General features: G+C 42.3%; 19 protein-coding genes. 8 read left to right on the top strand and 11 right to left on the bottom strand.

The window, feature by feature from the left end:
• Positions 1-110 precede the first annotated feature (110 nt).
• The 7 genes from AC58DT_RS11750 to AC58DT_RS11720 form a co-directional block, all read right to left on the bottom strand.
• On the bottom strand, positions 111-665 hold the full coding sequence (locus AC58DT_RS11750) for a nitroreductase family protein (protein WP_497217011.1): 555 nt from the start codon (positions 663-665) through the stop codon (positions 111-113).
• 54 nt (positions 666-719) lie between these two features.
• Positions 720-2,786, bottom strand: a complete 2,067-nt coding sequence (locus AC58DT_RS11745; RefSeq protein WP_497217010.1) for a glycosyltransferase family 9 protein — start codon at positions 2,784-2,786, stop codon at positions 720-722.
• 87 nt (positions 2,787-2,873) lie between these two features.
• Positions 2,874-3,494 (bottom strand): hypothetical protein, encoded by a 621-nt coding sequence (locus AC58DT_RS11740; RefSeq protein ID WP_497217009.1) that lies wholly within the window; start codon positions 3,492-3,494, stop codon positions 2,874-2,876.
• A gap of 109 nt (positions 3,495-3,603) precedes the next feature.
• Positions 3,604-5,268 carry a gliding motility lipoprotein GldJ gene (gene gldJ / locus AC58DT_RS11735; RefSeq protein WP_497217008.1) on the bottom strand — a complete coding sequence of 555 codons (1,665 nt, stop codon included), beginning with the start codon at positions 5,266-5,268 and terminating at the stop codon, positions 3,604-3,606.
• A 243-nt stretch (positions 5,269-5,511) separates the two neighbouring features.
• Entirely contained in the window at positions 5,512-5,907 is a 396-nt protein-coding gene (locus AC58DT_RS11730) for a hypothetical protein (protein ID WP_497217007.1), read from the bottom strand.
• Positions 5,908-6,614: 707 nt separating this feature from the next.
• The gene (locus AC58DT_RS11725) at positions 6,615-7,052 is read right to left on the bottom strand and encodes a DUF5675 family protein (RefSeq protein ID WP_497217006.1); all 438 of its coding nucleotides are present in this window, start codon (positions 7,050-7,052) and stop codon (positions 6,615-6,617) included.
• Positions 7,053-7,592, bottom strand: a complete 540-nt coding sequence (locus tag AC58DT_RS11720) for a hypothetical protein (RefSeq protein ID WP_497217005.1) — start codon at positions 7,590-7,592, stop codon at positions 7,053-7,055.
• Positions 7,593-7,824: 232 nt separating this feature from the next.
• On the opposite strand from AC58DT_RS11720, the gene AC58DT_RS11715 reads away from it, so the two are divergent.
• On the top strand, positions 7,825-8,040 hold the full coding sequence (locus tag AC58DT_RS11715; protein ID WP_497217004.1) for a hypothetical protein: 216 nt from the start codon (positions 7,825-7,827) through the stop codon (positions 8,038-8,040).
• A 367-nt stretch (positions 8,041-8,407) separates the two neighbouring features.
• Here the strand turns inward: AC58DT_RS11715 and AC58DT_RS11710 are convergent, their stop codons facing one another.
• Entirely contained in the window at positions 8,408-9,229 is an 822-nt protein-coding gene (locus AC58DT_RS11710) for an RteC domain-containing protein (protein ID WP_497217003.1), read from the bottom strand.
• A 141-nt stretch (positions 9,230-9,370) separates the two neighbouring features.
• Between AC58DT_RS11710 and AC58DT_RS11705 the strand changes: the two genes are divergently transcribed.
• The 7 genes from AC58DT_RS11705 to AC58DT_RS11675 all read left to right on the top strand — a co-directional run bounded on the left by AC58DT_RS11705 (position 9,371) and on the right by AC58DT_RS11675 (position 15,981).
• Positions 9,371-10,090: a LytTR family transcriptional regulator DNA-binding domain-containing protein gene (locus AC58DT_RS11705; protein ID WP_497217002.1), complete on the top strand. Its 720-nt coding sequence runs from the start codon at positions 9,371-9,373 to the stop codon at positions 10,088-10,090.
• Between the two features lie 213 nt (positions 10,091-10,303).
• On the top strand, positions 10,304-10,462 hold the full coding sequence (locus tag AC58DT_RS11700; RefSeq protein WP_497217001.1) for a hypothetical protein: 159 nt from the start codon (positions 10,304-10,306) through the stop codon (positions 10,460-10,462).
• Positions 10,449-12,587 carry a tetratricopeptide repeat-containing sensor histidine kinase gene (locus AC58DT_RS11695; protein WP_497217000.1) on the top strand — a complete coding sequence of 713 codons (2,139 nt, stop codon included), beginning with the start codon at positions 10,449-10,451 and terminating at the stop codon, positions 12,585-12,587. Before AC58DT_RS11700 ends, AC58DT_RS11695 begins: the two co-directional genes overlap by 14 nt.
• A complete protein-coding gene (locus tag AC58DT_RS11690; RefSeq protein WP_497216999.1) occupies positions 12,584-13,261 on the top strand; it encodes a response regulator transcription factor in 678 nt (225 codons plus the stop codon). Before AC58DT_RS11695 ends, AC58DT_RS11690 begins: the two co-directional genes overlap by 4 nt.
• A gap of 48 nt (positions 13,262-13,309) precedes the next feature.
• Entirely contained in the window at positions 13,310-13,981 is a 672-nt protein-coding gene (locus AC58DT_RS11685) for a hypothetical protein (RefSeq protein ID WP_497216998.1), read from the top strand.
• Between the two features lie 151 nt (positions 13,982-14,132).
• Positions 14,133-15,704, top strand: a complete 1,572-nt coding sequence (locus AC58DT_RS11680) for a MauE/DoxX family redox-associated membrane protein (protein ID WP_497216997.1) — start codon at positions 14,133-14,135, stop codon at positions 15,702-15,704.
• A gap of 13 nt (positions 15,705-15,717) precedes the next feature.
• Complete coding sequence (locus AC58DT_RS11675; protein ID WP_417857512.1) at positions 15,718-15,981, top strand: DUF6520 family protein; 264 nt, start codon at positions 15,718-15,720, stop codon at positions 15,979-15,981.
• A gap of 44 nt (positions 15,982-16,025) precedes the next feature.
• On the opposite strand, the gene AC58DT_RS11670 is transcribed toward AC58DT_RS11675, so the two are convergent.
• The 3 genes from AC58DT_RS11670 to AC58DT_RS11660 are packed head-to-tail and all read right to left on the bottom strand — an operon-like array spanning position 16,026 to position 23,061.
• Entirely contained in the window at positions 16,026-18,557 is a 2,532-nt protein-coding gene (locus AC58DT_RS11670) for an alpha/beta hydrolase family protein (RefSeq protein ID WP_497216996.1), read from the bottom strand.
• A gap of 16 nt (positions 18,558-18,573) precedes the next feature.
• Positions 18,574-19,986, bottom strand: coding sequence for a RagB/SusD family nutrient uptake outer membrane protein (locus AC58DT_RS11665; RefSeq protein WP_497216995.1), 1,413 nt, complete (start codon positions 19,984-19,986; stop codon positions 18,574-18,576).
• 15 nt (positions 19,987-20,001) lie between these two features.
• Complete coding sequence (locus tag AC58DT_RS11660; RefSeq protein ID WP_497216994.1) at positions 20,002-23,061, bottom strand: SusC/RagA family TonB-linked outer membrane protein; 3,060 nt, start codon at positions 23,059-23,061, stop codon at positions 20,002-20,004.
• Between the last annotated feature and the right edge of the window lie 363 nt (positions 23,062-23,424).

The following is a 23,424-nucleotide window of genomic DNA, read 5'->3' as shown; positions in this document are numbered from 1 at the left end:
TTCAAATATAACTAAATAAATAGTTTAAACTAACTTTTTAGTTGTTAATTATTAAAAAAAACCTCGCAGCTTATATTTCCTGTGAGGTTTTTTATTTTTAGAAGTGGATTTTACATCCAAACAGTTTTATCCTCAATATTGCTATTGCGGACACCTTCAGGCAAATCTCCATCGTATTTGCCTAAGTAGAAAAAACCGAGGCATTGTTCTCCTTCTTGTAGTTGGATAAATTTGTCCATATATTTTAGAATTCCCGGAGAAGCCCAATAAGCGCCAATCTTCATTTCGTGTGCCGTAAGCCACATGTTTTGCACCGCCATAGCTGTAGCTGCAATTTCTTCCCATTCTGGAATGCTTGCCTTTGGGTCGCGCTGCATACAGATAGCTATTACACAGCCCGCTTTCACGGGATTGTCCATAAATTTATTATATGTAAATTCTGAAAAGTTTTCTGTGGTTTGTTTGTAGGTTTCGGCAAGAAATTTTCCCAAAGCAACTTGAGATACACCGTGAAAAACCTTAAATCGCCAAGGCTCTGTACGTTTGTGGGTGGGTGCCCAATTTGCACTTTCAAGTATGGTTAAAATTTCTTCTTTGGTGACTGGTTGTCCGTTATATTGTGCAGGAAAAACCGCCCGGCGGTTCTTTATAATGTCTGAAATCATTCTTTTTAATTTGGCTCGTGAAGATAGTAAAAGCCCTCTTGAAAAAAAACAATTTTAATTGAATGTGGGAACTTTAAAAATAATTTTTTGTTGTATTAAAACATCTGCCACCAATTTCAGATCTCCACTCAATGGCGTCTCCAAAGTCTGGTTTGAAAGCAACTTCTCTACCTCGGTTTTCATTTCTGAACTATGGTACTCCAATAGCAATTCGTTTTCTCCCAATTTAATAAGGCAATCCTTTTTTCCAAACTCCATAGCAGCCTGTGGATTTGGAATAAGCTTAACATCATTATTGGGGTATGCTTGCTGTAGAACCATGTAAAGCGCTTCTAACACCCTATTGTCAGTAACAGAGGTCAAACAGATTCTATGGCCACAATTTAAGATAACATCATAATTGCACTTTAGGTTGCACACGCCCTTTTTACCCCAAATAAGGTGGTTATGTTGTGCAAAACTTCCCCAACTTCCAGGACCGGTGGGGCCATAGATTCCCACAGTGGGCACATTGAAAGCTCCTGCCACGTGCGTTATTCCTGCATCATTGCCAATATGGAACATTGCTCCTGCCATTGTCTCGCCCACCTCAACCATTCCACCAGTGATGAACTTTATATGAGGCATGGGTTTAGTGAAATATTGTGCAATATCAGGATCGTCGGGGCCCATAATAATTTTGCAATCTAGATTTGGAAAGATTTCCGCCAACATTTCAATCAACCTTGCATACTTTTCAGTTGGCCATATTTTTAACAAAAATCCTGCTCCGTGATGAATAACAAAATACGGATTGTTCAAGTTCTTATCACTTTCAAAATAGGGATAGCTTTCCAAATGATTGTCAATATCAATATGAAGTTTTGAAACCGTGTCTATATAATGCTGGATTGCGTGCTGTTTTACTTTTTTATGGGTTGGATATTTTAGTGCGTGAGGCAAATCGTAGCCGCGGAAAGCAGGATAGTTGCCCAGTTCATAAACATTATTATAGGTGGATTCGCTGTTTCTAGCATCAGGTTCACTCACTACTTCAATGCCTTTTAAGTGTTTGGCAAAAAAATCTACAAGCCTTGGCGCTACCGCAAAATGAAGCTCTTCCGAAACCTTGGCAAGTTTGTAGATTGCAGGGATGGCAAAGAAAATATCGCCGAGGCCCCCATAGCTTTTATACACCAACACTTTTTTGAGTTTTGGGGTTTGGGTTTTTTCTGAATTGTTCAGTATTTCAGAGACTGCAGCCCAAAAGTTTTCGGGTGCCTGCAGCATTTCGGCAATAGCCTTTTCAAAATCATCAGGATAAAAATCAAAAGAAAAAGTTCCTATTCTATCGTTTGAAAGAATTTCACAACCTGAAAGAAATGCTTCTGCGGCAAGTCTTCCCGAAGGTTCTGGCCATACAGGCTTACAAATAAACTGCTTTGTTTTTCCAAGAATTTCAAGTACTTCCGCATTTGAAATTGGGTCATGAAAAGTCATGTTCTTTGGCATTTCACGACGCAAACGGTTTTTTCCGAAAACCTTAAAGTTTAGGTTTGGATGTTCTTCGGCATAGGTAACATAGTCATGGCCGCCTTTTAAAAAGTTGAGGTCGCCAAAAAAAGGAATGGTTTCTTCATCTTTTTCTTCGGAAGGCTTTAGTTTACAAACATCGACGGTAGGCGGCATGATCAAGTGATTTGCTACTGCCTCACCATAAAAGTCGAAATGTGATTGATAATGTTTTGGGGATTGAAAAACATTTAGGGCTGCGCCGGAAAACAGCTTTCTGAAAAGGTGAAATTTATCGGGATTGCAGCAATTACGGATGTTATAATCCACTGTACAGAGAATATTTCGGCGTACACAGAAATTATAATCATATTCAACCTTAATGTACGGAACTTGTTGGGAAAGAAGATATCGCACTAAATCCAGCTCAAAATGACAGCGGGAGGTACTGTTTAAAACTACTAAATCTGTTTTTGAAATTTTGGATTTTGTTGCTTCAAAATTCTTAAGAAAATCCACTGAAACGGAATACCCTTTTCTTTCCCCCAGCGCCATCAATTCCTTAATGGTAAGTTCGGCACCGCGTGGTGTTTCCAATAATGTATCGTGAAGAAATAGGATTTTTTTCAAAATAAAGGAGGGTTTAAATAAGATTGGACATTTCTGATAGAATTCAAAGAAATGTCCAATCAATTTAAAAAAACACTAACAAACAGACTATGCTTTTTCAAAAATTAAAATGTCGGTTCCACCGCCGCCTCCACTTACATCGCGCAGCTCAATTCTTGTAGGCATTACGCTTATAATGTCCCACCCATCATTGAATTCATCAAAAGGAGAGCCGTTAAAGTTTAAGTTTAGTTCAGTTCCCGAACCGTTAACAGACCAGCTTCCGTTATTGGTATTGCTTCCGTTAGTGGCAGTTACTTGGTCGTTAACTTTAAAATCAACGGTATAGCCATTGTAATCTGATGTTTCGTCGTCTCCGCTATCTATATAGCTGGCAACTTTCCAGTTTGTTGCAATTAAAATATCGCGAATTACTTGGGCATCGCCATAGTAGCCGTCGTCGTAGTAGCCATCATCATAATAACCATCATCGTAGTAACCATCATCGTAGTAACCATCATCATAGTAACCATCATCGTAGTAACCGTCATCATAATAACCATCGTCGTAATAACCGTCACCGTAATACCCATTATCATAGTAGCCATCATCAAAAAAGTCATCCGAATCATCGGAAGAACAAGAAGAAATAATAGCTCCTGTAATGGAAATAGTTGAAACGGCAAGCAGAGCCTGTCCCGATTTCTTTATAAAATTCCTACGTTTCATAAAAAATGTATTAATGGTTATTATAAATATACTAAAAAAAGATTGTTTTTTCGGTATTTATATATTGAACAATTATCTTCGAAAATACCCTACCCTTGTTAGTAAAAAATTATCGGCGCGGTCGTTTTTTCTTATTGGTCTTAGAACCCACCCTGGACATAGCGCACCTAAAGCCAATATAGTCTGCAGCCATGTATTGAGGCAAAAAACGTCTTTGGGCTGGGTCCAGCCAATAATCCCTATCGCGCCACGAACCGCCTTTATAAACGCGGACCTCATCATTTATCAATGTAGTTCTATTGGAACTTTTATCATATTCACGATGTATTTTGCCTGTGCTATCCACAAAGACCTTATGGATCGGCGCGTTGTACATCGGATAATCGGTGGAAGATTGGTTTTTGGCATTATACAGTTTTGACCTTTGATCGCCGTCCATAAAATTTCTGTTATCACTTTCAGAAAAATTAATGCGGAGATAGGTTTCCCATTCATCTACGGGAACTTGAATGAGTTCACCCGGAAGTTGCTTTGGAATGAGTTTGCCGGTGGGCAGGGTGTCATAAATTATGGAATCTATGGTGACGACGTTAAAAGTGCCATCGGGGTTTCGGGAGTCTTTGGTGTAAACATTTCCACGATAATAGTTGAAGTCGTTATAATCATCTTCCACAATGGGTCTGTAAACATCGGCTACCCATTCTGCCACATTGCCTGCCATATCATATAGCCCGTAGTCATTTGGGGGATAGCTTTTTACTTGGGCAGTAATATCGGCATTGTCATCGCTCCAACCGGCTATTCCACCGTAATCGCCATCTCCTTGTTTAAAGTTTGCCAATTGGTCGCCACGCGATTTACGTTTTCCGGAGCGAGTGTATTGTCCGTTCCAAGGATACTTTTTTCGTCCTTTGTGAATATTATATTCCCTAATTCCGTCGAGCCCCAAGGCAGCATATTCCCATTCAGCTTCAGTGGGTAGGCGGTACTCTGGAAGGAAGATCCCATCACGGCGCTGCATATATAAATCGGTATGTTTAGCACCCAGAATTGTACTATCTTTTTTAAGTTCTACAAGACGACTGGAACGTTTACCGCCATTTAAGATGGAATCATTACCTCCATATGCTAAGGTAGGGGCTTTGATATAGGTTTCTGTTGAAAATATTTCATTGGCCTTTACATTGTATCTAGCATTAAGTGCCGTAAAATCTGCATCTTCCAATAACTTTTCATTAACCCTGTCGGTACGCCATTTGCAAAAATTAAGCGCTTGTAACCAACTAACCCCCACCACTGGATATTCCGAAAAGGCGGGGTGGTGTAGATAATTTTTCACCATAGCTTCATTAAAACCGAGGGAGTTTCTCCAGACTAAGGTGTCTGGCACTGCACTGGAATAAATATGGCTATAATTCTCTTCATGGGGTGGGAATACCCGTTTTATCCAATCTAGGTATTCTGCATACATCAGATTAGTAACTTCGGCTTCATCAATATAAAAAGACATAACATGCTGCTGATTTGGGGTATTGTTCCAATCACCAATGGGATCATCCTGGATACGGCCCATCGTAAAAGTACCACCCTCAATAAAAACCAGGCCGGGGCCTGTTTCCTGCTCCTTGGTTTTTTTATTATAATCTTTTGCAAAACCGCCCATTCGGCCAATCATTTTCCAGCCTGTGGCACGTGAACTGTTTTTATAGTCCTCCTTTTTAGAACAGGAGACAGAAAGTAAGGTTAAAAAGAAAGCAAGAAGCAATCGGCTCATTAAACGGTTAGTTAGAAGTATCAAAAATATAATTATTCCCCATCCAACCAAATTCACAGTAGATAGATTTTAAGCAAAATAAGTAAATATGGGTTAGTTCTTACTTTTCTCAAATTCAGTTGAGAAAAGAAACACCAAAAAAAGCCCCTTCTCTTCAGCCTAGTTTATCTTGAGTCTATTGAAAGACTCAGTGCAGGCTTTAGAAAAAGCTTTTCATTGGTCTATTTAACTATAATGATGTAATTATAGTTCAGAATCTCCTTCTGCTAAAGGTTCGCTTGAGGTTGTGAGCCTCCAGGAATTAATACGCGTCGCGGTTGAACCAGATTCCATTTGTTGCCATAAGAAACTCAAAGGTTTTTCGGATCTAAGTACATCATACAGGTCGTGAAAATCATTTAATGGAATTAATATTTTAATTCCCCTACTGGAACGAACACCATTCTCATAATTGGGAATATGTGCCGGATCTTCAAAAAAATTCAATTCTGCCGTGGTTACGCCATCCCCAAACCTTCCTGGATTTAAGTTCAGCTTTATATAGCGTTGCCATGAGTGGCCAAAATCTCCTGATCCAGGAGAACTTCTACCAATATTCAATTGATAGGATCTAATTTCCGCAAAATATACTTGTGCCATACAATAGGCTTTAAATTAAGAACTTAAATATAAGAAAATACTAAAAATATCTGCTATGGAAAGAAATCTAATCAGCCTTAGTATTCCAAAAACAAAAAAAGCCTCTCCACTTCAGCCTAGTTTATAGTTTATTGAAAGACCCTATGCAGGTTTAGGAAAAGCTTTTCTTCGGTAATCTCGATCTGGGATTTAACCACAGCCCAAAAAGCTAGGGCAACTAAGGCTACAAAGTGCAAGGACATACTAAAAAAAACCGTTAGGATATAAGATTCCTAACGGTTTTGATATTTAGGAGGGTTATAATTTCTTAAACCATCTTCTAATTGTGGAGAAATATGTGGTTGACACAGCTACAATTTTACGTAAGAGGAGGGTTGTAAAGAAACTAACTATTGCCCCTATAATCGCCAAGATACAGGTTGTGATAAGTTGTTGGGAACCTATATTGGGGAGCGTAGAAGCCAAAAAACCTCCAATGGTGCCGGCTATAAAGGGAATCTCCTTAGAGGCCACCATTAGGCGCTTGTGGGGGCTCAGGATCCTCACCCTGAACCGTTGCCTGACTTACAGCCGTGGCCACTGTGCCAGCGACCACTACGTAGGTAGCGGCGGAAAGCAGCCAGGCCGGAAGGGCTACAGGCGCCGCGAGCAGGGTGCCGCCGGCCGTTGCCAAGCCGAGGCCCACATTGCGCAGGGTTCGAAAGAACTTAGGAGTAGGACTTTTGTATCTGTTTAAGATATTCATACCGATTTGAATTAATGTTAAGGATTACTTTTTCATTTTTATCCCTAGCCTGATGGTATAGGGAGAGGAGTTTCTGTAGGGCCAGTTTAGAGTTGATACCCGTACCAATACCCGTTAACAGGTTGACCGGGGCAATACAGCCACGCAGTTGGGTGATGGCATTGTTTGCGGGATGGATTAGGATATAACTTCTGTTTGGCACGTCCAAGATTTCCAAGTGGTTATGGAATTTGGTGGAGGTTCGGGACCTCAGTTCGTAGTTGCCTTCCGGGATGCAGGAACTATTTTGTTTGTTCTCTTTCCAAGGAAGCTCAATGGTAAAGCAGACGAAGTGTCCGTTTAAGGTGAGGGTACCATTGGTACCCCCACGCTTATAAACCCTTGTTAGGACAAGTTCCATTTACACATCGTCAACATTTACCACATTCAGGGCGTTGAAGGCACCATTCTTTAGGGAATAGTACTCGCCATTTACCTCTTGGTAAAATTCGATACCCATAACGACTACTACCGGCAGGGTTGAATTGGGGTTTACCGAAGCGGTAAGGTTTGCCGCTGCTACAGCCGAGTTGTCGTAGGGCAGGATACCCATGTGCATCTCGCTGAAAGAAAAGGTTTTGTTTGGGAAATCCAACTCAGCGACGCCCATTGCCAATTTAAAGTGGCTAGTACCCGATGGAGCGCCAATTTGCTCAGTGGCGGTAAAGGCTTCGATGGCAATGGTGGCATCGCCCGTAACCCGATCAAAACTTGGGATGAACTGGCCGAAGAAGCTGGTGCCCAGTTTTCCATTAATGTTAAAGTCGAAGTCCTCAAGCATTGCCAGGTTGCCTTCCGAAAGGTTACGATTGCCACGGGAGTTTACGGCATCGGTTTTAATGATAGCCAGTAAGAGGGTGGTGAGCCTACTTACCACACGGCGGTCCTTAGCCTTTTGCATCAGGGATCGGAGGGCGGTGCGAATTAATTTACCGCCCTGGCCTGCCCGACCGAATTCGGAGTTGTTCTCACGGGTGCGTGCAAATGCAGCACTGTGAAGGATCTTGTCGCGGTCAACTCCTCCCTTAGCTCGGGCAAGGTGACCGTCTGTGGTTTTGTAAAAGGCGATATCATCGATAGTACCTTTTAACTTGATAATTCCAGTTTGTTTAGCCATAATAAAAAGATTTAAAGTGAGCTGCAAAGATGGGATGTGGGAAAAGCGATTATTCACAAGTGGGGTGTATATGGGGTACGATTTATTTTTAGAAAGATTGGGAAAGGCTGGAAATACTGGGAAAGAGGGCTTACAATTTTTTGGAATTTTTATGGATGAGGAATTTTTGAGCGATTTAAGAACGGAAATAGATGAAAAATTGGAAGTGGGATGCGGGAAAGAATGGTTTTAAAAATGTGTATGGATGCACAAAAAGCCTTGTTAATTAAAGCGTTGAAACACAATCCGGAGGGTTGGCAGGCTTGAGATTTTACCCGAGTAGTTCCCAAGGGGGAAAGGAAGGAATTGCATTTTGTAGGAAAAAACAAGTGTTTTCTTACATTTTAATGACTTTGCTATGGCTTTGGTATGGCTTTGCTATGGGGTATCGGGGAATGGGGTTTCAGGTTTCAGGTTTCAGGTTTCAGGCTTGTAGAGTCCTAAAACAACTATACAGGTTGAAGAATAAATCCTGATATAGTTATACAAATATACTGATATCCCTTAAAGAACTATACTGTTGTTCTTTCATAGTTAAGATACTTCTTATAGGTAATTCCTTAACTATCAGTTTCAATTATGCGATTGTGGAGGCTTGTTTTGAGGAGGTCGAGGAGTTTGGATGGATTGGATTTGCGCATTCGTATTTCTAGAAAAATTCTATAGTAATCGCCCACCTCCACATTAAACAATTGTTCCAGGGCGGTGGCAAGGTCCTTGATCCCCACATTGCCGTTATTGACTAGGCCCGAAGCCTGCAGAGCATAGACCAGCTCCACCAGATCTACCTTTTGGCCCGTCCATTTTAAGGGGGAGGCCTGAGATAGGGCCTTTTCTTTGTTGGATGTCATTTGTCCCGACAACAATTCAATTGTTTTCAAGTTTCCGATTATTTGGGCAAACACCATATCCTTGGCCGTGGAAAATTGTGCGTCGAGGAGGGAGGGCAAGGAATCGGCATAGACGGGAACTCCGGAATCTTGTCTGGTAAAATATTCCAGATCCCGATGGGAATGCCCGCGCATGTAGTAGTGATAAAGTTCGCGATGTTCCCCAAAATACCCTCTCAGATAGGCAATATAACCTGAATAAAATTCTTTGGTCTCCTTGGCCGAAACGGTGGGGCGGTTTAAGCTTAGATGGATACAGTTCATATAGAAGATTAGCGAACCCACAACCTGTGGCTTGACTGTCTTAAAAAACCGACATTCCTCTTCCTGGGACCGAAATCCTTTTTTTACCACGCCTTTGCGCATACACGCTAAGGTATTTCTACACAAATTGATTCCCTTTTCCGCAATTTCGCAATCAAATGGATTAAAGGGTTGCAGTTCCTTTAATTCCCTTTCCAAACTGGAGAGTAGCCGTAAATAAGTTTCCATACCGGGGCAAGTATTGATTGGTAGGCACAAATTATATAAAGCCGCATAAAAAAAATGAAGGTTGAACCGTCAGAATTGACGGTTCAACCTTCAACTTGCAAAAAAATAATGCGGTAATATGCAATTCCAAAAGCTAATGTTTTGCGGAATTATCTCCTTGTCGGAAAACCGGACCCTGCCTTGGCGGCTGCCCTTCCCCTTTTTGAGGAAGCGGGCGGGTTTAGGTGTAGTCAGATTATAGGTACCGAGGATGTCAGGTGGACTACAATTCAGGTATCGCCCCCCGAATTGGTGCTGGTAAATCTTGACGCCAGCGCTCTGGATTGGATGGAGGTTGTGGCCAAACTGAACCACTTCCTCGGACATATTCCCAACTATATAGGTCTTACATCCTCTCATAAAATGGGATTTGAAGCCTATAAGGCGGGGTTTGCAAATGTAATTCTTACTCCTTGCGTTACCGAGGAAGTAGTCGCAGCCCTTAATGCCTACAAGTACTCATCGCGCATACAAAAAAGCTATTGCGTTGCATGGTATAACGATTACCACTATGTCAATCTAGATGATATAGTCTTGGTAAAGGCAGCAAGTGATACTTGTGAATTTATAATGAAGGACGGCAGCACTATCCACAACTTTCAAAATCTCAAAAGCGCCTATCAAACCTTGCCTACCCATTTTCAAAGAATCCATCGCAGCTGGGTTGTAAACTCCCATTTTGTGTACCGCATCAATATGCGCAAAAGCAGGGTGTATTTACGAAATTATAAAGACCCCATCCCCTTTACCAAAAGGTACAAAATGAATTTGATAACCCTAAAAAAGTTATTGAGCCAGCCAAGCTTCATTCTCTTCCAATAATCCATTCGCCTGGTTTTCTACCCCTATTCACATGATACCAGCGGTCATTCACAGGATTGTACCCCAAATGTTATGGTTACTAAATTATAGCCGATATCTTAGCCATAAGGAAGTTGCTCTCCCCCTGGCCCAACCGCCAGTTTCATTGTGCACGATGAATCCCTCCACAAACTGGGGGACCGTATCCAATTGTTTAACATAAAAAAATACACAATGAAAACAAAGCCAATATTCCTGAGTCTTGCCTTAATGGGCTTGCTATCGTCTTGCACCCCTACGCCTACCATTACCGAAAGCAGCGATTATGATGCACCCCCTATCTATGGCACGGGGGGAGAACACAGCCGGGAGCCAGATAATGAAAAGGACTGAAGTACATAACTATCTGATTTTGAGAGAAGCCTTTTATAATAGAAAGGCTTTTCTTACTTTTGCTTACTCCCCAAAGCCGTTAGCTATGAACACCTACACTTTCCTCAGTGGGCGGGAGATGGCGTATGCCATTACACTTTTTTTAATCATATTGCCCCATTATTCCCACGCCCAGGACCAACGCCTACAGCGCAGTTATGAAACCTACCTACAAAAAGCAAGGCAGGATACCTTTTCCATGGAAGTCCGCAAGCACTATCTCAGCCGCGCATTAACTACCATAAAGACGCTTCCGCCCGATAGCGTAAAATATTCCAAGATCAGTAAGCTGGTGGAGCTTTCCTCCCACCTTGAGGATTCGTTGCTCTTTCAAGCCTTGGCCCGGAGCGGCCACCAATTGGCACGGCAAATCAAACACCCGGCCTTGGTAGCCGACTCGCACTGGAATTATGGTACCTATTACTTACGGTTGCAGCGGTATGACAGTAGTTATTATCACTACAACCACGCCTATACCCATTTTATAGCTGCGGGCAGGGAGTATTACGCGGGAAAAATGCTGTACAATATGGCGTATATAGCCAGTGAGACCAACGATCTTACCGGCGCGGAGATTTTATTGTACAGGAGCATTGAGATTTTTGAGCGCACCCACAAACCACTACAACAGTATCGCTGTTATAATATCTTGGGCAATAATGCGGATGATCTGGGCGAATTTGAAAGGTCGCTGGTGTACTATAGAAAGGCGGCCAGTCTTATTCCCCTGTTGGAAAATGCGAGGTATTACCGATTGGAGAATTACAACAATTTAGGGGTACGGCTTTATAAGATGGGATTGTTTGAGCAAGCAGTAGCCACCTTTGAAAAGGCCTTGCGGGAAACGAAAGTACTTCAGAAGAAGGATGCGCTCTATGCCAAGCTGTTGGATAACCGGGCCTTTTGCCTCGTTGCCCTGGGTCGGGATAGCGATGTTGCCCCTGCCATGCAACAGGCCATGGATCTTCGCGACAGCATTGGTGATGTGGCCGGGTCCGTAACCAGCCGCCTGCGTTTTGCGGAGTATTACGGGAAGATAGGCGATACCATAAAAGGAATCGGTTTTGCACAAGATGCCCTTACCCTCGCAGAAAAGCATTCCTTGATGCGGAACGTCTTGGAGGCCTTGGAGATATTGGCCGGGCTGGACAGCCCCAGGACAGAGACCTATTTACGGCAGCATATCAATTTAAATAAAGCCCTCCAGGCCCGGGACCGCCGCCTGCGGAACAAGTTTACGGCCATACAGTATCAAACCGATAAATACATACAGGAGAACGAGCGGCTATTCCGCCAACGGCTATGGATCAGCCTTGGGGCTATAGGGCTTACTTTTATCCTACTTCTTATTTATTGGAGCAGTAGGCAGCGGGCCAGAAACCGACAATTGATGTTTGAACGGGAGCAGCAGCAATATAATGAGGATCTGTTCCTGTTGCGATTTCGGGAAAAGTCGAACCTGGAAAAAGGCAGGGCGGAGGAACGGGAGCGCATTTCGCAGGAGCTCCACGACGATATAGTTTCGCGGCTATTTGCGCTGCGGTTTCGGTGGGGAGCGGTAAAAGTGACGGGAGAAAGCCCTATGATGCTTTTGCACCGGCAGTTTCTGAATCTGTTGGAAACCATAGAAACCGACGTTCGAAACCTGTCCCATGACCTTAGGAACCTTATTGCCTTTAAGGAAGAAGAATTCCTCCGGCTTGTAGAGCAGATCCTGGAAGAAAAGAGGGAGGTGGGCAGCTTTAATAGTTACTTTGCCTGTGAGAATCCGGGCGATTGGGAACAGCTAAGCCACTTGGCAAAAATCCATTTGCAACGCATTTTGGAAGAAGTGTTACAGAATATCGTAAAACATGCCAAGGCCAAGGAGGTACGGGTACAGATGGGGCGGAAGGACGGGTTTTTGGAATTGTGGATCCATGACAATGGCAAGGGCATGGACCTCTCCAAAATACGGAAAGGGATGGGAATGAAAAGTCTGGAAAACAGGACCGAAAAACTACAGGGCAAGGTGGAGGTGAAAAGTAGCCCAGGCAATGGCACCATGGTTAAACTTTATATTCCATTTAAATTAAATATAGTATGAAGACAGAGGTGATAAATATTTTGATGATCGATGACCATGCCATGATCTTACAGGGATATGTAGATGCCCTAAAAAATATGGAAAGGGAAATGGGGCCATATCGCTTTGCGGTAGAACAGGCACATTCCCTTGGGGAGGGTCTGGCCAGTCTGGAACATACGTATAAGATAAGAAAGCTCCATTTGGTACTGCTGGATATTGGCCTGCCCCGGGAAGACCATTATATGTCCGGATTGGACTTGGGGGCAGAAATCAGAAAGACCTTTCCAGATACAAAGCTTATAATAATCACCGGATATGACAACTTCCCCCTTATCCAAAAAACGATGGAAACCCTAAAGCCCGAAGGGCTGCTTATAAAGGGAGAACTAAAACCGGAAGGCTTGGTGCTGGCGGTAAGGGAGGTTTTGGAGAACATACCCCATTATACAAAGACAGTAAGAAAGTATCTGACCCATATAAACACCAAACCCACGCTCTTGGACCATTACGATATATTGCTCCTCTTCCATCTGTCTGAAGGAAAGCAGACCAAGGAGCTACCTAAATTACTTCCCCTTTCCTTGGCCTCGATAGAAAGGCGGAAGCGAAAACTAAAAGAGCTTTTAAACCTTGGGAACAGCAGCAGCGATATACAGCTGCTGAACCGGGCGAAGGAAGCGGGGTTTTTATAGAGCGTGGACTGGCCAGCGAGAAGTAGCAACAAGTAGCATGGAAGCAACATGGAAAGACAGGGACTGAAATATCTGTTATTGGAGCCGTTGCCGATATTACGGGAGGCTTTTTATCAGGGAATTGATATGCTAAAGGCAAGCTACCCACAATACAGCTGGATAGGAAAGGAACTAAACAGCCGGGAAGCGCGGGAAGCCTTAAAGGAAGATCCTGGCACCGCCCAAGGGTATCAACTTATCTGGCTGCATCTGGACCCCGCCAAGCAGGAAAAGGAAAATCCCTTTAAATTGCTGGCCGCCTGGCAGCTGCACAGTCCGGAAGCCCACATCGTCGTAAGTTTGCAACAGGCTACCATTTACCTGATTCGGAAGGTTTTACAGAAAGTAAATCCCCACGGCATGCTGGCGCTTGTAGATTGTGAGCAGGCGGCAATAGGTGCGGCCCTTACCGCCGTGCTCCGGCAGGAAGTATTCTATAGCAAAACAGTACTCCTCCTTTTACATACATTTTTTCAAACGTTTGAGGCGATGGATAGGGCAGATTATGCCATTTTGCACGAAATGGATAAGGGCACGCCTATCACACAACTGCCAGAGAAGGTGCTCCTCTCCCATTCCTCCATCCTTAACCGCCGAATCCAACTTAAAGCCCTCTTTGATTTGGAAGGGAAAACCGATGCCCACTTGCTACAGCAGGCCAAAAGATTGGGGTATATCTAAGCAGCCCATTTTTTTTAAGGGGATTATCCTTGGTCCTTTACGGATAATCATTTTATTTTCAATCTTAACCCCTCTATTTTCAATTCATTTCCCACCCCTCCCTTCGTTTTCTAAGGTTAATTTTAGGTAACTAAGAACAGCACTGCACAATATGTGGACGGGAAATAAAATATCACACCTTAAAAATGCGATTATAACCGGTAGCAGCTATTTATTTATACTGCTCTTCCTCTATGCCGCCATAAGCAAGCTTTTGGATTTTGAAACCTTCACCGACCAACTGGCACAGTCGCCCCTGCTCAGTGCCTATGCGGGAATAATTGCATGGCTTGTACCGGCCCTGGAAATAATCATAGCTGTCTTGTTGGTGTTTGAACGGTTCAGGATCCCTGCCCTTTTCGCGGCCTTCGCCCTTATGGTGATGTTTACCGCCTATATTGTTATCATCCTTAACTTCTCCGATTTTATTCCCTGCTCCTGCGGCGGGGTGCTCGAAAAATTGAGTTGGACCCAGCACCTTATCTTTAATATTGCTTTTATAATCCTCGCAGGGGTAGCGGTCTTTCTTGTGCGCACCCATAGCCCAAAAAGGATTTTGCTTTTGCTGGTATCACTTGCTATAATGGGGATAGGAATAGTGACTTTGTTGTTTGTCTTTTCGGAAAAGAAGATGCACCGGAATAATGCATTTCAAAGAAGATATATGCCCCATCCCCTTATAAAGATTGGAGAATATGACCTAGAAAAGTTTGGACACTATATTGCAGGCGTAGCCGAGGATGCTATTTATTTGGGTGATTATACCGCACCACTCTATCTAAGGGCTATCGATACTACTTTAAAAGAAATGCAGGAGTTTAGGGTTACAATTTCAAATACCGATTTACCCTATAGGCGAGCAAAAATCACAGTTCAGCCACCCTATTTTTATTTGGGGGATGGTACGGTACCGGTACTATTTAAAGGCAAAATGAATTCCTGGAGCGCCAACCCCTTCTCCTATGAGGAAGCATACTTTACCCAATACACCGTAGCCGACTCCCTTTTAACAGGCTTCATTACCACCAGCAGTAAAACAGGTTCAAATGCCATTGGAATCTTCGATAAAAGAGATTCCATAGATACTGTTCAATTAAATATAAAGATCTTGGGAAAAGAAAAATACGGCAAGATAAAAACTGATGGGAACCTTCTCTATAATCCAGAATTTCAAAAATTCATTTATCTCTACTATTATATAAATAAGTACGAGCTTTTAGATAAACAACTTACTCATGAGCTTTCTGGAAAAACCATTGATACCATAAGCAAGCCCATTTTGGATATAGCCCATCACAGTAAAAAAGGAGAAACCAAGGTTGGCGGTAAATCTGTTCTAGTCAATTTGCAAAGTACTACAAGTGGAAACTATTTATATATACATAGTAACAGATTGGGCAAATATGAGGACAACAGAATTCTAAATACTGCCTCCATTATTGATGTGTATGATTTAAGGGATTACACCTATGCCTTTAGCTTTTATCTCTTCCATCAACGGGATGAAACACTAACGGAAATTCAGGTAAATAAAGATTTATTAGTAGCTATAGTCGGTGATAAGCTATGGTTATATAGGTTGAAGCCAGCATATTTTGACACTGGCCCCAACCCAACACATACTGCGCAGTATCAGGAAAAAGACCGAACACCTGTAAAAAATAGTAGGTCGCTAATTCATTAAAAATTTTTGTACAATGAAAACAAAACTTTTAAAATTCGGCATGCCCTTGATGGCATTTTTACTGGCAATCGTGTTTGCTTTTGCCACGAACTCCAAACCTGTACCAGAAGATATAGCTTTGGTTAATGGGTACATTATGCAAAATGGGAAATGTACCTTGGTAAGAACCTGTAGTACTAACCCAGGACCCAAATGTTTCGTAGGAGGAACTATCTTACGTACTAAAATCAATGAGACCCAGTGCGGTGCTGAACTTTTCCATTGGAACAATGGATAGTTCATTTACTCCAATGCCTAATTTTATTTAGGCATTGGAGTTTTTTACTTTAAATACCTGTCAAACCAATTCTTGATTCTTATCGTCAAGTCCTCTTTGTTTTTTTCGTTATTGAAGGTGTGACCTTCACCTTTATAATAAATCAATTTTGCTGGTTTTCTTAGGCGTCGTAAGGCAAGATACATCTGCAAACTTTGATTGGGATTTACATTGGTGTCTTCTTTTCCTGCCCACACTAAAAGTGGTGTTTTTATTTTAGCGGCTTGATGCAAAGGAGAATTCGCCCTATACGGCTCAGGATTCTCAAAAAACGAACTGTGCATATTAAATATATCATTTTCAATTCTTGATATTTCTGGTAGCCCTGCTAGTTTATAGATGTCAAAATAAAAACTTTCAAAATTAAATATTCCACTACCTGCTACAGCGGCAGCAAACATGTCAGTTTGAGTGATTGTAAATCCAGTATCATACCCTCCATGGGAATGACCTATCAACCCAATTTTCTTTTCGTCAATTGATGCCAAATTCACTGCCGTTTTAACAGCTTTTTCAATACAAATAGCGGCTGAAATTCCTGGTGCATCCTTTCTGTATTGAATATCAGGAAGTAGTACAAAATAGCCATCCAGTGCGTAATTAAGGTAATTAAAACCAATTTCATTATTAATGGAGGGGGGCGAAAATTCATGGTATAAAAAAGATTGTTTTTCATAGGTACTTACTACCATTGGGTATTTTTTCCCACTATCGTAGTCAATCGGATATATCAAAATTCCGTTTAAGGAATTAGCTACCTCGGTATCGTAATGAATAAGTTCTCTTTGTGGCCATTTGTATTGATCCCATTCGGGGTTGCTTCTATAAATCACCTTCGACTCCTTAGCCTTTATATCTAGACATTCTATGGCCGTAGGTTCGGTAAAGCTCTGTTGCAGGAATATAAAATTATCATCACCCATCTTGATCAAATCAGTAAGGCGTTTATCTCGCCAAGTAATTTGACGCAACTTATTATCCTTCCATAAGAAATAACCCATACCAAGATTGTAGCGATTTTTGGCAGAAAGCATTACCTCTGAAGAATCATCTATCACGGTTGTATGAAATCCAAATTCCCAAGAAACTATATTGTTATTGCTATTAACGATTCGAAATTCTCTTTTGCTTTCGCGCCCATTTGTAAGTCTATTGATATGTTTACCATTGATGCTAACTTTCCAAACATCAAACTTATCGTACAGATATACATTTTTTCCATCTCTAGACCAGCCTGCAAGACCATAAGGTTCCGGCAAATCAGTACGGGACGATGCCTCATTGAATACTGGGCAGGGAATATCTATTGTTAAATTGGCATGGCTTCTGTCTTTTAAATCGTAGAGCCACCAGCTTTTATCTTTAAAGTAGGTAAGAAAATTTCCATCAGGGGATAAATGAACATAGCTTATTGCTATAAATTGATCGGATACCACCAATTCTCTTCTTCCGTTTTTCATGTTTACTGCATATATATCAACAACAGGATAATACTTGAATTGGGGTTCCTTCGCATAGGCATCAAAGACCAAGGCATAATCTGATTCTGGATGGAATAAAGTATATGGCGTTTCAGTATCGCCAAGAGCAATGATTTTATTTTCGCCGGGCAACCAAACATTTTGCCATGGACCCCGCTTCCCAGAACTCACAAAATTTTTGCGTGGGTAAATAATCTTATCGAAGGTGTCCCATATTTCGGGTCCGGAATCGTCAATCGCTAAGAGTTTTTGTGGAATGACTTGAAAATATACTTTTTCTCCAGAATTTGATACCGATATTTGAGTGTTTGTAATCGCTAAGGCCTCATTTGAAAGGGCAGCCCAATCCAATATCTTACAGGTCTTAGTCTTTAGGTCAAACATTCCTATATTAAAAGTTATTCCATTATCATTTGAATAAATAAAACTCAGTTTTTCTCCATTGACACTCCATTCCATTCGTGGGAAGCTAACATATTTGCCTTCCATAATCACATAGGTAGCGAAAGTATCAAAATCCAATAACTGAAGGCTTTCGCCATCATTTGTTTTCATAGCCATTACCATAGCATCCATTTGTGGGTTGAGTGCAAATTCCTTGCTGGTACCCGTCTTGTAAACCTTCTTTATGTCGAGAGCACTGATGGTTAAGGAATCTTTGGTAGAATGGGTTATTAAGTAATTACCCGTATGGGAGAAATGATGTAACAGTATATTGTCAAAGGTATCCATCGTTCCCTTTTCCAAATTGTTGAGAACCAATACATTTGAATTCAGGGGCATTGTAAACCATTTACTATTTGGGCTGAACTTGCCCCCATTGCCCTCCGAAAAAGAAAATGTTTTCGAAGTATTAACATTCTTGATGTGCCCCGTACTCGAACCGTCCATAAAATAATTGTTATAATGTATCCACGAACCATCGGGAGAGGAATCGATAAGATAGGTATGAAACCAATTTTTTTCAATCGGAGAATCCTGTTGTGCAGAAGCATCTAGTGCTGACCATAATGCGCATAGAACAACCATTGCAATAAAATTTTTAAAATAAATCATTGGTTAGCCTATTTGGTTAATATCCGGGATTTTGGGGTTCTAAGTTCGGATTTAGCAGAATTTCAGATTCCGGTATGGGAAGCAAAATATCGGTGGGCTTCCAACCCGATTTGATCGGTCCAAGAATTTCGTTTGCGAGCCCCTTACGCCGCAAATCGAACCATCGGTGACCGTGTTCGGCAAACATTTCAAAGCGTCGCTCCTGCAATATTACTTGTTCTAGTTCTTCCGCTGTATTTGCAGTTGTGTTTTCCAGACCTGCCCTGTTGCGGATTCTATTTAAATCCTGTCGCGCTCCGCTAACATTATTTAGCTTCGCACGTGCCTCCGCCCTAATAAGGTACTGTTCCGCCAATCGGAAAACAATGGAATATTCCATACTAGTGCCCGTATTAAATTGCTGCTTGTATTTATATGGGTAAAACCAGGATTGGGTGCCATCACTCACCTCCCCAATCCAATGTATCTTACGCAAATCATTTGGCTCCATGGCATCTACCATGGCCCGGGAAAGTGCAACAAAGGGAGGCGGTGGGAAGTCAAATATGTAGGTACTGGCTTCCTGTGTATTGGAACCCTCATTCTGAGGCTTGAGCTGCAGGATGGCGGCACTGCTCTCCTTTAAAAATACGTTGGTCAGATCTGTTTCCATGTTATAGAACGAAGTATTGCCAATAATTGCAGTGCTCTCCATTTCCGCTTCCATCCACTGTCCGTTGTATAAATACACACGGGCCAAAAGTGCTGAAGCCACCCAACTGTTGGCTCGTATCCTTTCGCCACTGGGATAGTCATCGCTTAAAAGGCCTTTTGCTTCCAAAAGATCCATCTCGATTTTTTCATATACCTGTCCAATGGGCTTTTTGTTTATCCTAATATTGATTTGGTAATCTGTGGTGGTGGGATAAGGTATTTCCCCAAACAGGTTAACCAGATAGAAATGCACCAGACCCCTTACGAAAAGAGTTTCCCCTCTTAATTGCTGCTTTAACTGTTGTGGAAGTTGAGGAGCATTTTCCAGTCCTTCCAAGACGGCATTGCACATATAGACCAAGCCGTAGGCACTATCCCAGATACCCTGGGTGGCCGGATCGCTAGCCAGCACGTTGTGTAGATAAAAGGTTTCATAAGTATCGCCAGGATATCCATAATAATCCAGTTCATCGGCATATAATCCCATCAGGACGCCCATTCCAGATGAGGAGCCAGTAAGCAATACCTCATCACGCAATTTGCCATAAAGGGAAGTAACGGCAGCCGTTGCGGTTGCTTCATTGGAAAAAACCTCGTCATGGGGCAATTGCCCTAAAGGATCATCAGTTTCCAAAAAATCTTCACAACCGCTAATGGAAAAACTTATAAGCAATAGCCATATTGCTATCATCTTATTAGGATACGCGGGTATATCTTTAAATATAGTTTTCATCATAATTGTATTAAATTGTTATAGATTCAGTTGAATGCCAAAGGATAATCTAGTCAATGGGGGCAGATAGCCATCGGCCTGTTCGGGATCGCCGCCCTCAAATTTGGTAAAGGTGAGCAGGTTTTGTCCCGTGAGAAAGATTCTACAAGAATTTGGTGCCCGCCCTATACCGCTTAGATTATAGGCAAGTGAAAGTGTTTTTAAACGGATAAAGGAAGCATCGGAAATAATACCACTGCTTTGCGTAAATCGATAATAAGCCATATAGGCCTCGGGATCGGCACCGGTAGTATAACGTTGCATTTTAGCCACATCTCCCGGCTGTTGCCATCTGTCTAAACTAGTGACAGGTTGATTTGCCATGGTGCCCGAGGGTTCCGTAAGCCTGTATTGGTTATAACCCTTTTTCTTAACCCATTGGAAAAATACGTCGAGTTGCCATTTTCTATATCTCAGGGTATTGTTTATGCCACCAAAATACTTTGGCGATAGATCGGCAATGTATTGTCGATCATCCTTAGCCGTAAGTTCTCCGTCATTATTGAAATCTTCAAATTCAAAAAGCCCGGTTTCTGCATTAACTCCCTTAAGCATGTAAAGCTTGACAATATCAAGGGGTTGCCCGATTACAAATTTATTGGCGTAGGTAGAGTTCTCGAGATCGGGAAAAGCCAGCAATTTATTTTTAGGGAAAGAGAGATTGAGGGAACTGGACCATTTAAAATTTTCGGTTTGAAATTGGAAGGTGGAAAGATCAAACTCCCATCCACGGTTTTGAACCTCCGCATCTAAGTTTGTCAAGATCGCATTAAATCCTGTAGTAGTAGGGAGCGAGTAATTGATAAGCTGGTTTGTGGAGAAATTGTTGTAGTAGGCAGTCGTAAGTAAAATTGTATTTTTCAGGAACCCTATCTCAAGTGCAACCTCTCCTTTCCTGTTTTCTTCCCACTTAAATTCCGGATTGTATAATCTAGCGGGTTGAAGCCCAATATTTCCATTATAGGAGTGTTCGGTGATAGTAAAGGTACGCAGGTACTGGTAATCGCCAATCTGGTCATTCCCAGTAATGCCATAACTAGCCCGTAACTTTCCATAGCTGAGCCAGGGAACTCCAAGGTCGTCTGAGAACACATAGGCCCCGCCAAGCGCTCCAAAGTTGCCATATTTATTGCCTGAACCAAAACGGCTGGAACCATCGCGTCTTCCCGTGATGTTCAGAAAAAGTTTTTCCTTAAATTCATAATTGATACGGGCAAACCACGATTGGGTGTTATACTGAATATTTAGTTCATTATTAACCAGGATGGTTGTTGCGGCACTCAGATTGGTAATAAAATCGTTTGTGGGAAAACCTATACCGTAAAGACCATACTGATTGAATTCCTGTTTTTGGAAGGTACTCCCCAATAATACGTTTAAGGCCATATTATCCCAGCTCCTTTTCCAATTTAACTGTGGTTCGAGAATCCAGTATGTTTTATTTCCCTCATTAGTAGTAAGCATGGAGTTGGCACTGGTCATACCCCATGCAGGATTGAAGGCTGTATGGGGTGCAATTACCCGATCAAAAAGGCTAGTTGCGCCATAGCCTGAATTTATCTTCACTTCCACTTCTGGCCATGGTCTATAGGCAAGGCCCAAACTGGAAAAAAGAGTCTTGGCTTTGCTCTTATATTTATTCTCAAATTGCGCAATGGGATTATTCCAAGTGCCATCAGCCCAATTTATATTGCCTTCCTCATCGTACAGGGCAGGGGCATTAGGGGGAAGATAAGTGGCATTATAGGAGGGATCGCTGCCGGGAAGATCGTTATCCTCCAAGGAATAACCCGCGTTTATATCTAAGGAAATTCTCTCTTCCCTATCGGAATGGTGCAGATTTGAATTTACGGTAATTCGGTCATAATTGAAATTTCCCGGAAACACGCTAGTTTCGTTCTGGTACATTCCATTAATATAAAATTTCGTATTATCCCTGCCCCCTGAGACCGAGCCTTCAATTTTCTTTGTATTGGCAGTGTGCCCAATAAGCATTTCCTCCCAGTCCGTATTTCGGTCTTGATCCCATGTGCCGTTAATATCATAAGCATACTCGGGGTACTCCGCGATACCATCATTTAGAAAGGCCTCACGCCGCATTTCTAAATATTGTTCGGTAGTGAGCATCTCCCTTTTTTGGGTAATATGCGCTATCCCCGTACTACTGCCGATCGTATATTTTGTCTGTCCAGTCTTTCCTTGTTTGGTGGTTATAAGAACAACCCCATTCGCACCACGTGAACCATAGATGGCCGTAGCATCTGCATCCTTTAGTACTTCTATAGATTCAATGGTTTCGGGATTGATTGCACTTATAGGACTTGCATTGCCTCTAGGTATTATTCCTCCAGAGGCAAAATGGGAACTTAAGGATTGTGAGTCAAACGGGATGCCGTCAATTATATAAAGAGGTTCATTTCCTCCCATAATACTGTTCTGACCCCGGATGCGCACCCTAAGGCCGGCGCCCGGCACACCAGATGTTGTAACGATATTGACGCCAGATAATCTTCCCTGTAATGCTTCCAAAGGGTTATTTATGGGCTGGTTCCCAATTTCGGCAGCAGCAACCCGAGCAATACTCCCAGTCTTCTCCCTATCGGAAACTTTATAATACCCAGCATTAATAACCACCGCATCCAAAGCCTGCGCATCCACCTCCATAACAACATTAAAAACAATATCACCATTACTGCCACTGCCACTGCGACTGAGACTGCCACTGAGACTGCGACTGAGACTGCGACTGCCACTGAGACTGCCAACTGAAACCTCCTGCGTTTTATAGCCCACATAGGTAAACACCAACGTATCATTTGCGGATACCTTAACGGAATACCGCCCCTCCAGATCGCTTATGCTGCCACGAACGGTGTTTTTTACCAGTACGTTGACCCCGCTAAGTGGGCCATCGGCATCGGTAATGGTTCCACTAATGGTTTTTAGCGGAAGGTTCTGCGATAAAAGTGGGGAGTTGTAGGTTAGGAAAAGGGCGAAAGTAAATGTAAGCGCAAGGCTCCGCCTGTAATTATTTTTCATAATTTTGCATCAGTTAAGTTTAGACAATTATTTAACTACTGGCCTGCTCCGATGTGTTCGACTACTGGGAGCGGGTCATTTTTTTGAGTAGGAATTAGTGAAGAGCAAAAAGCGAATAGACGCTTCTCAATACTCAATACTAACTACTCAATTGATACAGGAGTTAGCGAAGAGCGAAAAGCGAAGAGGGTCTCTTCGTTAGTGGCTCAATACTAACTACTCCTTACCATAGTTGCGAGGCTTCTTAAGGGAAGAAACAATAGCCTTGAAAAAAAAGTTGAGTTTGGGGAGAATTTAGATCCTTGCCAAATACAAAAAGGCGCGGAACTCAACTTATTGTTATCGAGGTACTGGCGGTACCTT

This window comes from Aequorivita sp. CRS11, from assembly GCF_059693805.1.
This window is presented reverse-complemented; position numbering and strand designations above follow the sequence as displayed.